Below are 13,536 nucleotides of genomic sequence, written 5' to 3'. Positions count from 1 at the left end.
CGTTCGGAGGACAGGTCAGCCGCCCGGACGAACCCTCCGCTACGCCACACTTACGGCCGAACGCCGCGAAGTGGACGTGGCGGAGGAGGTTGACGATGGCCGTTTCCATCTCTGTGGTGCTCTTGCTGTCCATCCTGGCGGTGCTCTTCCTGCGCAACGGCGGACTGAAGGTCTCGCACGCCCTGGTGTGCCTGCTGCTCGGCTTCTACCTGGCGAGCACGAGCATCGCCCCGACCATCAACAGCGGACTGACCGCGACGGCGGACATCGTGAGCAGCCTCAGACCCTAGGAGTGAGCAGCCTCAGACCGTAAGAGAGTTGACTAGGCTGCCACCGAGGCGGACCGCGGCGCCGGTCAGGCGTCGACCGCCGTGCCGGTCCGCGCCTCCTCGGGGGAGGGCCGGGGGCCCGGCCGGCCGGGCAGCAGCAGACAGAGCGGGACGGCGAGGGCGGTGAGGACCACCGACCACCAGAAGGCCCGGTCGAACGCGTCGGCCAGGGCGCTCGGTCCGCGGGCGCCGAGGGAGGCGTGCTGCAACACGACGGCGAGTACGGCGATCCCCACCGAGCCGCCGACCTGCTGGGCGATGCGGGTGATGACACCGGCGTCGGGGATCTCCTGGTGCCGCAGCCCGACATAGGCGGCGCCCATCGGCGCGATCATGGCGGCACCGAGCGCGACGCCGCGCACGAACAGCGCCGCCATGAGCAGGAGTTTGCCGGTGTCGGCGGTGACGAAGGCGAACGGCACCGTGGCCACGGCGACGAAGGCGAAGGCGGTCACGGCGACCGGGCGGGGACCGACGCGGTCCAGGTACCGGCCCGCCAGGCCGCGCGCGAGGAGCGCCCCGGCCCCCTGGGGGATGAGCAGGAGCCCGGCGCCGAGGGCGTCCTCGCCGCGCACCTGCTGGAAGTACAGGGGCAGCAGCATCATCGGCCCGTACAGGGCGATACCGCCCAGGAAGAGCAGGGTGCCGGACGAGGCCACCGCGCGGTGGCGGAACAGCCGCAGATCGACCAGGGCACCGCCGGGGCGGGTCAGTGACCGGACGGCGAAGCCGCCGACGAGGGCGAGACCGCTGAGCAGCGGCACCAGGACCTCGGCGCCGGTGAAGCCCGCGCTGCCCTCGACCCGGGACAGGCCGTAGACCAGGGCGGTGACGCCCGGGCAGAGCAGGAGCAGGCCGACGACGTCCAGGCGGACCGGGGGGCCGCCGGGCTCCGGCCGGTCGTCGGGGAGGTTCCGCAGGGCCAGCCACCCGCCGGCGACGCAGAGGGGGATGTTGACGAAGAACATCCAGCGCCAGTCGGCCAGATGTAGGATGAGGCCGCCCAGCACCGGGCCCAGGATCGGGCCGAGCGCGGTGGGCACCGTGATGATCGCCATGACCTTGCCCGGGTGGCGGCCCTTGGCCGCCTGCATGAGCAGCGTGGCCATGAGCGGCATCATGACGCCGCCCGCCAGGCCCTGCACGACGCGGAAGGCGATCAGGCTCACGGCGTTCCACGCCAGCGCGCTCAGGACCGAGCCGAGCAGGAATCCGCCCAGCGCCGCGATCCACAGCCGCCGGCCGCCGAAGCGCGACTGGGCCCACACGGCGAGCGGGATGGTCACGAACACCGCCAGCAGGTAGCCGGTGCTCACCCACTGGACGGTGGCCAGCGGGGCGTCGAACGCCTTCGCCAGGTCACCCAGCGCGACGCTGACGACGGTGGTGTCGAAGACGACGGCGAGCGCGCCCACGACGAGGGTGGCCCCGATGCGCCACACGGCGGGATCGATGCGATCGGCATCCGCTGCCGCGGGCGCGGTCCCGTGGGGGGTGGTCACAAGCCCCCACCTCCTTAAGATAGAGCAACCTTTCTTACGCTTGCCAGAGTAGGACCGCTAGGATAAGAAAGGCAACTCTTTCCCTATCGGCCGAGGAGGCGTGGATGGCTCAGCGGCGCCGCGGAGCGGCACTGGAGAAGGCGCTCCTGGACGCGGCCTGGGAGGAACTGGCCGAGCGCGGCTACGCCAGGTTCACCATGGATGCCGTCGTCAAGCGCGCGGGCACCAGCCCGCCGGTGCTGTACCGCCGCTGGTCGCACCGCGACGAGCTGGCCCGGGCGGCCGTCACCCACGCCCTGGAGGAGGCGCGCGTCGACACCCCCGACACGGGCAGTCTGCGGGGGGACGTCCTCGCTCTCATGCGGGAGATCGGCACCGCCAACGCCCGGCTGGTCATCCTGATGTACGCGCACCTGGCCGGGTACTACCAGGAGACCGGCACCAACCCCGGCGACCTGCTCGACGCGGCGCGCGGGAAGTCCGCGGACGCGCTCGCCGAGGTCTACGACCGGGCCGTCGCCCGCGGCGAGGCCCGGCCGGAACGGCTCACCGAGCGCGTCCGATCGCTCCCCTTCGACCTGCTGCGCCAGGAAATCCTGGTGACCCTCGCGCCGGTCCCCGACGACGTCGTCGAGGAGATCGTCGACACGGTCTTCCTGCCCCTGGTCAGCTGACGGCCGAGGCGGGAGGGGCCTGCCTAGGCGTCCACGAGCCGGGAGCGGATGAGGAAGCGCACCCCCTCGGGTGCCTCCAGCGAGAAGCCGCTGCCACGCCCCGGGACGACGTCCACGATCAGGCGGGTGTGGCTCCATGCCTCGTACTGGCTCCGCGACATCCAGAACTCCACCGGCTCCGCCACGCCGTCGACGGCCAGTTCGCCGAGCAGCACGTCCGACGCGCCGGTACGGAACTCGCCGGCCGGGTAGCACATGGGGGCGCTGCCGTCGCAGCAGCCGCCGGACTGGTGGAACATCAGCGGGCCGTGCGCCTCGCGGAGTCGCCGCAGCAGTACGGACGCCTCGGGGGTCAGCTCGACGCGCGGGGTCTCCTCGTATGTGTCGCCCATGCCACGCATGCCACCACGGCGAAGGTTGCGAGCGCGTTGCGCGGGTCCGGGGGACGGGCCCCCGCGGGTCGCCATCCCGGGTATCTCTTTTGACATACCTATCTGGTCATATCTATTGTTCGCGGGTGACCGACTCCAGCCCCCTTCGCCGGGACACCGACCACGTGGCCTCCGGGCTCGCGGCGTGCCTCCCCGCGCTGCACAGGGCGCTGGACCGACAGGTCACCGCCCGGTACCCGCACCCCAAGCCCCCCGAGGGGCAGCTCGCCCTGCTGCGGTACGTCGCGCAGCACGAGGGCGCCACGGTGCGCGAGGCCGCCGAGGCCCTGCTGATGAAGCCGAACAACGTCAGCGCCCTGGTCTCCCAGCTCACCGAGCAGGGCGACCTGGAGCGCCGGCGGGACAGCGCCGACAAGCGGGTCGCCCACCTCCACCTCACGGCCACGGCCCGTGCGCGGGTGTCCGAGGTGCGGGAACTGGAGACCGCGTTCATCCGCCACGCCCTGACCTCCCTCACCGAGGGCCAGCGGGGCGCGCTCGGCTCCGCCCTGGGAGCCCTCGAAGCGTTGACGCGGCACCTCCACCCCGGCGTCCGCTGACCCACGTGCCCGCCCTCTCGGCGCGCCGTTCCCTTCCCGCACCACCCCTGAATCCGGAAGCGAAGACTTCGCCATGCCCTCCACGTCCGTGGATCACTCCGCCCTGCCCGCGGCCGAGAACGCCCCCGTCCCACGGGCGGCCGGCCGCCTGCGGTCCAACCCGTGGCTGACCCTGCTCGCCGTCGCGTTCGGCCTGTTCATGGTCCAGCTCGACGGGTCCGTCGTCGCCATCGCCAACCCCGAGATCGGCAGCGACCTGCACGCGTCCACCGCCCAGCTCCAGTGGGTGACCAACGCCTACCTGCTCGCCCTCGCCGCCACCCTCATCCTCGGCGGCAAGCTCGGCGACCGCTTCGGCCGCCGCACCTACTACCTGGTGGGCGTCGCCGGCTTCACCCTCGCCTCCGTCGCCATCGGCCTGTCCGGTTCGATCGAGGGAGTCGTCGCCTTCCGCGCCCTCCAAGGCGCCTTCGGCGGACTGCTGGTGCCCAACACCCTCGGACTGCTCCGCGCCGTCTTCCCGCCCAAGAAGTTCGGCATGGCCGTCGGCATCTGGGCCATGGTCTCCGCCGTCGCCACGGCCCTCGGGCCCATCGTCGGCGGGCTCCTCGTGGAGCACGTCGACTGGGAGTCGGTCTTCTACGTCAACGCCCCCATCGGGGTCCTCGCCATCCTCTTCGGCGCCCTCGTCCTCCCGGAGAGCCGCAACGCCGGGGGCCGCGAGCGCTTCGACATACCCGGCCTGGTCCTGCTCGCCCTCGGCCTCCTGGCCGTCGTCTTCGGCGTCGTCAAGGGCGAGTCCTGGGGCTGGACCTCCGCCGGCACCCTGGGTGCCGTCGCCGCCGGCCTGGTGCTGCTGCTGGTGTTCGGCCGGTACGAGACCCGCGTGGAGCACCCGCTGCTGCCGATGCGCCTGTTCCGCAGCCGCGCGCTGACCATCGGCGCGGTCATCACCGCGCTGAACTTCTTCGTCATGCTCGGCGTGATCTTCTTCGTCATGCTGTACTTGCAGAACGTGCGCGGCTTCACGCCGGTCGAGGCGGGTGTGCGGACGCTCCCGCTCAGCCTCGCCTCGCTGGTCGCCTCGCCCCTGGGCGCGGCCCTGACCCAGCGCTTCGGGCCCCGGCTGACCATGCCGCTCGGCATGCTGCTCCAGGCGGCCTCCTGCTTCGGCATGCTCACCTGGCAGACCGACTCCTCCTACGCCACGATGTGGCCGCCGTTCATCGCGCTCGGTCTCGGCGTCGGCATGGTGATGTCCGCCTCCTCCGACGCCATCGTGGGCAACGCCCCCGTCCGGGACGGCGGTGTGGCGGGAGGTCTCCAGGCGACGACCCTCCAGATCGGCGGCGCGCTCGGCACGTCCGTGCTGGTCTCCCTGATCAGCGCCGAGGTGGGCAGCACCCTCACCGGTGAGCTGACCGGCGCGGGCGTGCCCCCGGCCGTGGCGGGCGGCCTCCAGGAGGCCGAGGACGCGGTGGCGATGGGCGTGGCGCCCGTCTCCGGCGACATGCCGGCCGGGCTGCGGGCCGCCGTGGTGGAGGGCAGCGGGCAGGCGTTCATGAACGGCGTCCACACGGCCGTGGTTGTCACGGGCGTCCTCTGCGTGCTCGGCGCGGCCCTCGCGGCGGCCGGGCTCAGGGCTCCCCGGCCCCGGCGCGCGGAAGCACCGTGACCCGGCGGTAGTTGCACCCCCGGGGCGCCGCGAGAGCCGTCGGCCCCGCCGGGCCCGGAGCGCGGTCGGCCGGGGGCTGCGACTGATGGGCCTTGAGCGCGATGCTCACCAGGCTCAGCAGCAGGTCGACGTCCGCGTCGCAGTCCAGGTGCACGGTCACCCAACGGGAGCCGGGCACCAGGTGGATGGCGGTGGAGCCGCCGAGGTCGTACCGGAAGCGCTGGATGGCCCGGTGGGTGAGGTGGAGGTCCACGTCCCGGTCCGAGTGGAAGTGGACGATCTCGTCGCGGACGGAGCACAGTGCCCGTCCGGTTCCGCAACTGGCCCGGCCCGCCGAGAGGTCGGGCCAGGCTTGCAGCCGCTCGAAGGCGCGCTGGGCCGGAGTCATGGCCCTATCGTCGCGCGATCACCGCCTCGCAACCAGAGGTTGAGCGATTCGTCACCGGCATGTGAGGTCGGCGGGAGCCTGCCGGGTCCCGCCGACCGTGTCCCGACGCGTGTCGGGCGTGCGTCAGGACGTCACGCAGCCGATCGAGTCGACCGGGAAGTCATGGCCCGTCGAGGTGGCGGTGAAGCCGAAGGTCACGCTCCCGTCCGGTGGTACGACGCGGTTGTGGTCCACGTTCCGGACCGTGACCGTACCGTCCGAGCCCTTGGACAGCGATCCGTTCCACACCCCGCCGAGCGTGGTCCCGCTGCCCGGCTTCCACTGCACGGCCCAGCCGTTGAGCGGCGCGGTGCCGTGGTTCATCACCTCGACCGAACCCTGGAAGCCACCGCTCCAGGAGTTCTCCACGGAGTACACGGCCATGCAGGAACCGGAGTGCGTGGGCGGCGGAGTGGTCGGGCCCGTCGGGGTCGGTGTCGGTGTGCTGCCCGAACCGCGGATGCCGGTGACCTCTCCGTTGCCGCCGTCGAAGACGACGTCCGAGCAGGAGAAGAAGTTCTCCTGGCTGTCCGAACGCACCCACTGCATGAAGATCAGCGCGTCACCCGAGCGGCCCGAGGGCAGCGCGAGATCCCAGGAGTAGTGGCCCCCGTCGGTGCCCGCCGAGCCCTGCTGGGGCGGGTTGGTCACCGTCTGGATCAGCTCCAGGTCGTCCCAGCCCAGCTCGGACGTGGGCGACCAGCCCGGCTTGGTCAGGTACACCCGGAAGTCACCCGGGTGGGCCGCCCAGTTGCTGTACCGCACCGGGATCGTCGCACCCGACGTCAGGTGCGTGCGGGGCCAGTCCGAGCGGGCGGCGTTGTAGGCGGAGAAGTCGTACGGGGAACGGTCACCGGCGCTGCACAAAGTGCCGTCCGGCACGTAACCGGCGCCGCGGCCACCCGCGTTGGAGTCGAGCACGGCGAACCAGTTGTACAGGGCCGTCGCACCGCTCTGGTCGAGCGCGGCCTGGCACGCCGGGTTGGTCGGGTCGAGGGCACCGGTGCCGGTCTTGGCGTCCAGCTGGCACAGGTAGGTGCGGGAGCCCGGCATCATCGCCACGCCGTGCGCCTCGGCCCGCCCCTGCCCGAACAGGAGGGTCACGCCGAGCGAGCCGAGCAGAGTGGCCAGTACCGCCGCCAGGGTGAGGAATCTGGTGCGTCGAACCATAGGGGTCTCCTGGTTCCGGTCCGTAGGTGAGCTGTGAGCTGTGGCCCGTGCGCTGTAGGTGATCCGTTCATGACAAGATCGAGATGGAACCCCCGCCCGTCCGGGGTGGGCGCTTCGACCGGACGGGCGGGGGAGGCGGTGGGGGCCGTTACGTCGTGGCGCAGGCGGTGTCGTTGAGGCGGAAGGCGGCCGGCTCGGCGAACGCGCCGCCGTAGGTGCCCTGGAAGCCGAACGACAGGCTGCCGCCGGGTGCGATGCGGGCGTTGTGGCTCGCGCCGGTCGCCGTGACGGCGCCCGTGGACGGCGTCACGGACGCGTTCCAGGCGTTGGTGATCCGCTGGCCGGAGGGCAGGGTGAAAGCGAGCCGCCAGCCGTCGACGGGAGCCGTACCGGTGTTGGTGACCGTGACGTCCGCGGTGAAGCCGTCCTGCCAGGCGTTCGTGCCGTACGACACCGCGCACGCCGCCGTGCCACCCGGGTCCGGGCCGCCGGGGGTGCCGCCGGTCTCGACGGTGGAGGAGAACGAGTTCACGGCCAGTCCGGCGCCGTTCTGCCAGGGCTCGAACCCGGCCTGAACGCTCGTCAGATACCAGTCGTTCTCGGCGAGTCCGCGTGCGACGGTCGCCCGGACGAAGTCCATGACGTCGAAGCTCCAGCCGGTGAGCGCCGACGGTGCCACGAACGACAGCACGTCGTTGGAGCCGTTGCCGCCGCTCCAGACCTCCCAGGTCCGTCCGCCGACGCTGGCCGTGCCCACCGGTGAGCCGATGGGCTGGATCGGGCCCACCCTGTTGAACCAGATCATGATCTCGGTCCGGTTGACCCCGTCGGTCCGGGCCGTCGGGTCCAGCCAGATGTCGTACGAGGCGTTGTAGACCGCGCCGTCGACGAAGCCGTACGAGATGCTGGACGGCGCCCGGGAGACGGTGTCGAGCCGGGCCGGGAGGTTGGTGCCCGGCGAACAGTTCGTGTAGTGACAGCCGTTGAAGACCGACGGGTACGACTTCGGTGCCCCGTTGGTCGGCACCGAGCCGTCGGCCTGCGTGACCCGGAAGCCGGTGCCGGTGGCGGTGACGCACTGGGTGGCGCTGGAACCCCAGCGGTTGTTCTGGACGACGTACCGTCCCTGGATCGTCGTCGTCCCGAACGGTTCGCAGAGGGTGGTGTCCGCCTGGGCCGGCGCCGCGCCGGTCATGAGTGACGCGACGAGGGTGAAGATCGCCAAGGCCGCGCCCAGGGCGCCTAAGACGCCGCGAGGGGGGCGGGCTTGGGGCCGTAGCGTTCGCATGGGGGCCTCTCCGGGAGGGGGTGAAGGAAAGAGGGGCCGGTGCGGGAGCGCTCCCAACTCCCCACTGATGGGAGCGCTCCCACTTACCGGTTGATGGGGACTGTAGAAGCGGTTCATGTTCCTGACAAGACTGTGCGCGCCAGAGTTGTCGAACGAATTTCGACGCCGCAGGTGAAACGGGTCCCGCCGGGAGCGCTCCCGGCGGCCACTTCGCTCAGGCGGAATCCCGGAGCACCAGTTCCGTGCGGAGGATGACGTGCCGCCAGGCGGCGGCGGGGTCCTCCATCTCCTCCCGCAGCAGCCGCACCATCGTGCGGCCGATCTCCTCCAGCGGCTGTCGGACCGTCGTCAGCGGCGGGTCCGTGGGACGGGCCGGGTGGAAGTCGTCGAAGCCGATCACGGCGACATCCCGCGGCACCCGCCGGCCCGCGGCGCGCAGCGCGTTGAGCGCCCCGGCGGCCAGCGTGTCCGAGGCGGCGAAGACCGCGTCCAGGTCCGGGTGCCGGGCGAGCAGCTCGGTCATCGCCCGCTGTCCGCTCTCCTCGGTGAAGTCGACCCCCTCGACGACCAGCGACGCCCCGGCCGACACGCCCGCCGACTCCAGGGCCTCCCGGTACCCGCGCAGGCGGCACTGGGCGACGTACATGTCGAGCGGTCCGCTGATCGCCCCGATCGTGCGGCGCCCGGCGTCCAGCAGATGCGTGACCGCGCCGCGCGCACCGCCCGCGTTGTCGGCGTCGACGTAGGTGACGCTCTCCTCGCCGGAACGCCGCCCCAGCATCACGGTGGGCAGTCCCGCCTTGGCGAGCATGTCCGGCAGCGGGTCCTCGGCGTGCACGGACATCAGCAGCACCCCGTCGACCCGGCCACCGCGCGCGTACTCCACGAAACGCCGCCGCTCGGTGTCCGTGCGGACCAGGGTGAGCAGCAGCTGCAACGAGGTGTCGGTGAGGGCGTCGCCGACGGCGTGGACGATCTCGGTGAAGAACGGCTCACCGAACAGCCGCCAGTCCGGCTCCGTCATCACCAGCGCGACGGCGTCGGCACGGTGCCCCGCCAGCGAACGGGCCGCCAGATTCGGCACGTACCCCAGCTCGGCGATGGCCCGCTGCACGGCGCGGCGCGTCGAGTCCCGCACGCCGGTCGCGTTGTTGATCACCCTCGAGACGGTGCCCCGGCCCACGCCTGCGAGGGCGGCCACCTCCTCCAGCGTCGGCGTCCCCGGACGCTGCCTGCCCATGTCGGCCCGCCTTCCCCCACGAGATCATCCGATACTACGGTGAGCCGCCCGGGCTCGGCGGGCCGATTCCGAGGGTGCGGTCGGCGGAGCGGTCCGTCCCCTGGTGAGCGCCGGAACGGCGAGGTCACCGAGACGCGGGGCCGGGGTGACTCGCGCCCCGCGCGGTGGCGTACAGGGCGCGGTCGGCCGCCGCCGCGGAGACGGCGGCGCGGGCCCTGCCGTGGCGAAGCGCCCGGCCGGGAGCAGGCAGCCGAAAGGGCCGCGCGCCCGTTGCGCGGCCGTGGCGCGCGGCGCGGTCAGCAGCTCACCGGCGGTGCCGAGAACGCGCCGACACGGGCGCGGCCTCGGAGTGGGGCGAGGCCCCCTGACCACGCCGTGGGCGCAGCGGACCGAGCGCGGAGGACGGGCCGGGGAAGGATCGCGGAGCCCTCGGCCCCCGTCAGTCGTCCAGGCGGACCGGCATCAGCAGCGAGAACGTGCTCTCGTCGTCCGGCCGGCGGATCGCCAGCGGTGCCGTGGGGGCGGCGCCGAACTCCAGCACGAGCCGGTCCCGGCCCGCGGCGGCGAGCGCGTCCAGCAGGAACCCGCGGTCGACGCCGACCCTGTCCCCGCTCCCGTCCGCGCCCTCGTCGCCCTCCCCGCAGACGATCGGCGTGCCGTCACCGACCGTCGCCAGCACGCTCACGTCACGCGCGGACCGGCCGGGCTCGCGCTCCTCGGCCGGCCGGACGGGACCGGACTCCAACGCCTTCCGGAACGCGGGCACGTCGACGACGGCCCGCCGCCCGGCCGGCAACTGGACGAGACGGCGGTAGTCGGGGAAGTCGTGGGCCAGGCACTGCCCGGACGCCTGACGCTCGCCTGCCTCCAGGGTCACCCGGTCACCCTCCATGGCGAAGCGGGCGGGCTCGTCGTCGGCCAGCAGCGCGCGCATCGCGTCGATGAGCGGCGCGGGCACGACGACGTGTTCGCGCGATCCCCCGTGTCCGGCGGCGTCCGTGCGCGCTACGGCCATCCGGTAGCGATCGGTGGCCACGAGGTGGAGCACGTCGCCCTCGACGTCGAACAGGACGCCGCCGAGCATCGGCAGCTCCGGGTCCTTGCCGACGGCGAACCGGACCGCGTCGAGCGCGGCCGCCAGTGCGGAGGAGGGAAGGGACAGGCGGACGGTGCGGGTACGCGGCCAGGCGGTCATGGGGCTCTCCCGGTGATCGAGTAGCGCTCGGAGCGTGGAGAACTCGCTGCGGGCCTCGGCCAGCCCCAGTTCGAGACGGCGCAGGTGCGCCCGGAGAAGCCTGCGCACCAGGTCCGTGTCGGCTCCGGACCAGCCGGCCAGTACCAGCCGGATGTCCGCCAACGGCAGGCCGGCCCGCCGCAGCCGGACCAGCAGCCTGGCCTCGTCGAGCTGCTCGGGGGCGTACCAGCGGTAGCCACTGGCCGGATCGACCCAGGCGGGTACCAGCACACCGGCCCGGTCGTAGAACCGCAGGGCGCTCACGCCCAGTCCGCTGTCGCGGGCCATCTCCCCGATGCTGCGCATCTCGCTCTCCACGTCCCGAACTCTGATCCCTCGACCAGGTCGAGGGTCAATCACGGGACGGTTCCCGCGGTGGCGGCCGGCCGTTCGGCACGGCCCGTCCGTCTGCCATTCTTGCGCCGTGCACAAGCCCAGCGCCGTCACCCCGGACGCCCCCGCACCGATACGGCTGCCGCTCCTCACCCAGGAGTGGCTCGACCTCGCCTTCGTCCACTGGGCCGTCGAGCCGGCCGCCGTGGCGGGGCTGATGCCGCGGGGCACCGTGCCGGACACCCACGACGGGCTCACGTACGTCGGGCTCGTCGCGTTCCGCATGCACCGGGTCGGGTGGTTCCGGCTGCCCGGGGTCCCCTACTTCGGCTCGTTCCCGGAGACCAACGTGCGGCTGTACAGCGTGGACGCGCACGGGCGGCGCGGCGTGGTCTTCCGGTCGATGGACGCCTCGCGGCTGCTACCGGTGCTGATGGGGCGGATCGGCTTCCGGCTGCCCTACCTGTGGTCCCGCATGACCGTCCGCTCCGCGGGCGACACCGTGACCTACACCAGTTCACGCCGCTGGCCGGGACCGCGCGGCGCCCACAGCCGCATCACCCTGCGGACCGGTGAGCGCATCCAGGAGCCCACGCCCCTGGAGCACTTCCTCACCGCCCGCTGGGGCATGCACAACATGTTCTTCGGCGGGGCGGCCTATCTGCCCAACCACCACCCCCGCTGGCCCCTGCACCGCGCCCAACTGCTCTCCTGCGACGAGGACCTGGTCGCGAGTGCCGGCATACCCGCGCCGACGGCCGACCCGGTCAGCATCCTCTACTCACCCGGGGTCCCGGTCCGCCTCGGCCGCCCCGCCCGGCCGGTCACCGCCGTACCGGCCGGCCCTTGACCCGAGGCGGGACGGCTACGCCACGTCGACACGGCCGTCGAGCAGTTCCAGCCGTTCGGCTTCGAAGTCCGCGCGAAAACCCCGGTCGTGCGAGACCGCGACCACCGCCCCCGGGTACGCCGCGAGCGCCGCCTGGAGGTCCTCGACCAGGTCGAGAGCGATGTGGTTGGTCGGTTCGTCGAGGACCAGCAGGTCCGCGGGCCGGGTCACCAGGGTCGCGATCTGCAACCGCCGCTGCTGCCCCTTGGACAGCGCCGCGACCGGCACCCGCAGATCCTCCTCGCGGAACAGGCCCAGGGACAGGAGCTGTTCGGCGTACTCGTCCGGCAACCCGGGCCGCCCGGCGGCGAACGCGGCCAGCAGCGGCAGCCGCGTGGTCTGCCCGGGCAGTTCCTGGGGCAGGTAGCCGGTCCGGGCGGAGGGGCGCGCGGTGCCCGCATCGGGACGCAGATCACCGGCGAGGACGCGGAGCAGCGTCGTCTTGCCGGCGCCGTTCTCGCCCGTGACGAGGAGGCGCGCTCCGGGCTCGATCGCCAGGAGCCCGTCCAGACGCAGCCGTTCCCCAACCCGTACGTGGTCCAGCTCGGCGAGCGGGCCCCGGGGCGGGGCGCCGTCGGCCGGCAACAGGGGTGTCGTGAACCGGAGCGGTTCCGGCGGCGCCGCCACCGGGTCGCGCCGCAGCTGGGCCAGGCGCTCCCGCACGGTGCGCACCTGCCCGCCGAGCTTCGCCTCGCTGGACCGGCGGTGCTTGCCGAAGCCCTGCTTCGGGTCGCGGCCGGTGGTGGCGAGGCGTCTGCCCGCGGCCTCCAGCAGTTCCTCCATGCGGTTCACCTCCTCGACCCAGTCCGCGTACCGCTGCTCCGCTCCGCGCCGGGCGGCGGCCTTCGCGGCGCGGTAGCCGGCCCAGCCGTCGCCATACCGGTGCACGGTGCGCTCGTCCCGGTCGACCTCGAGGATCGTGGTGGCGAGGCGCTCCAGGAAGCCGCGGTCATGGGTGACCGCGACGACGGTGCCGCGGTGTGCGCGCAGGCGCTCCTCCAGCCAGCGCACGGCCGTCCCGTCGAGGTGGTTCGTCGGTTCGTCCAGGAGCAGCAGTTCGGGGTCGGCGGCCAGGACACAGGCGAGCGCGAGGCGGGACTGCTCGCCGCCGGACAGGGAGCCCAGCGGGCGCTCCCGCGTGATCCGGGCCAGCCCGAGTCCGTGCAGGGCGGCGTCCACACGGGCGTCCGCCGCGTATCCACCGCGTTCCTCGTAAGCGGTCAGCAGCGCGCCGTACGAGGCGAGTTCCTCGTCCGAGGCGTCGGCGAGGGACTCCTCCGCCGCACGGAGCCTGCGCTCCATCCCGCGCAGCTCGGACAGGGCGAGGTCGACGGCGTCCTGGACGGTGGAGTCCGCGGCGAGGTCCAGCGTCTGGGCGAGGTGGCCGGTGCCGCCGGGGAAGCGGACGGTGATCTCCCCGGCGTCCGGGGTCTCGGCCGCGGCCAGCAGCCGCAGCAAGGTGGACTTGCCGGAACCGTTCTCACCGATGACGGCGACCTTCTCGCCCGGCCGGACGGTGAAGGAGACCTGGTCGAGGACGGTCCGGGCGCCGTACGACTTGGTGACGGACTTGACGGACAACTGGGCCACGGCAGTGGGGGCGTGGGTGGGCACGGTGGTACGGGCGCGGTCGCGCATAGGGCTTTCCCCGGGCATACGAAGGGTCTACGGGCAGCAGAAACGGCGGCATCGGCCGTGCCCGGACTCAGACGAAGAAGAAGAGGGAAGCCATGGCCTCACTGTAACAAGACGAACCGTCTCGCGTCTGCCCGACTGGGCGGCAT

General features: G+C 72.8%; 13 protein-coding genes. 5 read left to right on the top strand and 8 right to left on the bottom strand.

The features are described 5' to 3' along the window. The first annotated feature begins 95 nt into the window (after positions 1-95). On the top strand, positions 96-290 hold the full coding sequence (locus ACIRGB_RS20355; RefSeq protein WP_030181846.1) for a hypothetical protein: 195 nt from the start codon (positions 96-98) through the stop codon (positions 288-290). Positions 291-355: 65 nt separating this feature from the next. On the opposite strand, the gene ACIRGB_RS20350 is transcribed toward ACIRGB_RS20355, so the two are convergent. Continuing rightward, complete coding sequence (locus tag ACIRGB_RS20350) at positions 356-1,831, bottom strand: MDR family MFS transporter (RefSeq protein WP_403866656.1); 1,476 nt, start codon at positions 1,829-1,831, stop codon at positions 356-358. A gap of 104 nt (positions 1,832-1,935) precedes the next feature. Between ACIRGB_RS20350 and ACIRGB_RS20345 the strand changes: the two genes are divergently transcribed. Next, positions 1,936-2,505 carry a TetR/AcrR family transcriptional regulator gene (locus ACIRGB_RS20345; RefSeq protein ID WP_403866653.1) on the top strand — a complete coding sequence of 190 codons (570 nt, stop codon included), beginning with the start codon at positions 1,936-1,938 and terminating at the stop codon, positions 2,503-2,505. A gap of 23 nt (positions 2,506-2,528) precedes the next feature. Here ACIRGB_RS20345 and ACIRGB_RS20340 read toward each other — a convergent pair whose 3' ends face one another. Continuing rightward, a complete protein-coding gene (locus ACIRGB_RS20340; protein ID WP_403866650.1) occupies positions 2,529-2,897 on the bottom strand; it encodes a DUF779 domain-containing protein in 369 nt (122 codons plus the stop codon). 125 nt (positions 2,898-3,022) lie between these two features. Between ACIRGB_RS20340 and ACIRGB_RS20335 the strand changes: the two genes are divergently transcribed. Together ACIRGB_RS20335 and ACIRGB_RS20330 are read left to right on the top strand one after the other, a co-directional pair. Beyond that, positions 3,023-3,496: a MarR family winged helix-turn-helix transcriptional regulator gene (locus tag ACIRGB_RS20335; RefSeq protein ID WP_403866647.1), complete on the top strand. Its 474-nt coding sequence runs from the start codon at positions 3,023-3,025 to the stop codon at positions 3,494-3,496. Between the two features lie 73 nt (positions 3,497-3,569). After that, on the top strand, positions 3,570-5,171 hold the full coding sequence (locus ACIRGB_RS20330; RefSeq protein ID WP_403866644.1) for an MFS transporter: 1,602 nt from the start codon (positions 3,570-3,572) through the stop codon (positions 5,169-5,171). Here ACIRGB_RS20330 and ACIRGB_RS20325 read toward each other — a convergent pair. The 5 genes from ACIRGB_RS20325 to ACIRGB_RS20305 form a co-directional block, all read right to left on the bottom strand. Beyond that, entirely contained in the window at positions 5,134-5,559 is a 426-nt protein-coding gene (locus ACIRGB_RS20325) for a luciferase family protein (protein ID WP_403866641.1), read from the bottom strand. The two genes, ACIRGB_RS20330 and ACIRGB_RS20325, sit on opposite strands and share 38 nt — an antisense overlap. 123 nt (positions 5,560-5,682) lie before the next feature. Then, on the bottom strand, positions 5,683-6,768 hold the full coding sequence (locus ACIRGB_RS20320) for a lytic polysaccharide monooxygenase (RefSeq protein ID WP_403866638.1): 1,086 nt from the start codon (positions 6,766-6,768) through the stop codon (positions 5,683-5,685). 148 nt (positions 6,769-6,916) lie between these two features. Beyond that, positions 6,917-8,056, bottom strand: coding sequence for a cellulose binding domain-containing protein (locus ACIRGB_RS20315; RefSeq protein ID WP_403866636.1), 1,140 nt, complete (start codon positions 8,054-8,056; stop codon positions 6,917-6,919). Positions 8,057-8,270: 214 nt separating this feature from the next. Further along, positions 8,271-9,296 (bottom strand): LacI family DNA-binding transcriptional regulator, encoded by a 1,026-nt coding sequence (locus ACIRGB_RS20310; protein WP_403866633.1) that lies wholly within the window; start codon positions 9,294-9,296, stop codon positions 8,271-8,273. 439 nt (positions 9,297-9,735) lie between these two features. Further along, a complete protein-coding gene (locus tag ACIRGB_RS20305; RefSeq protein ID WP_403866630.1) occupies positions 9,736-10,836 on the bottom strand; it encodes a MerR family transcriptional regulator in 1,101 nt (366 codons plus the stop codon). A gap of 118 nt (positions 10,837-10,954) precedes the next feature. Between ACIRGB_RS20305 and ACIRGB_RS20300 the strand changes: the two genes are divergently transcribed. Beyond that, on the top strand, positions 10,955-11,713 hold the full coding sequence (locus tag ACIRGB_RS20300; RefSeq protein WP_403866627.1) for a YqjF family protein: 759 nt from the start codon (positions 10,955-10,957) through the stop codon (positions 11,711-11,713). 15 nt (positions 11,714-11,728) lie between these two features. On the opposite strand, the gene abc-f is transcribed toward ACIRGB_RS20300, so the two are convergent. Continuing rightward, on the bottom strand, positions 11,729-13,390 hold the full coding sequence (gene abc-f / locus ACIRGB_RS20295; RefSeq protein WP_403866624.1) for a ribosomal protection-like ABC-F family protein: 1,662 nt from the start codon (positions 13,388-13,390) through the stop codon (positions 11,729-11,731). Between the last annotated feature and the right edge of the window lie 146 nt (positions 13,391-13,536).

Source organism: Streptomyces sp. NPDC102490, from assembly GCF_044765285.1.
Taxonomy (GTDB): domain Bacteria; phylum Actinomycetota; class Actinomycetes; order Streptomycetales; family Streptomycetaceae; genus Streptomyces.
This window is presented reverse-complemented; position numbering and strand designations above follow the sequence as displayed.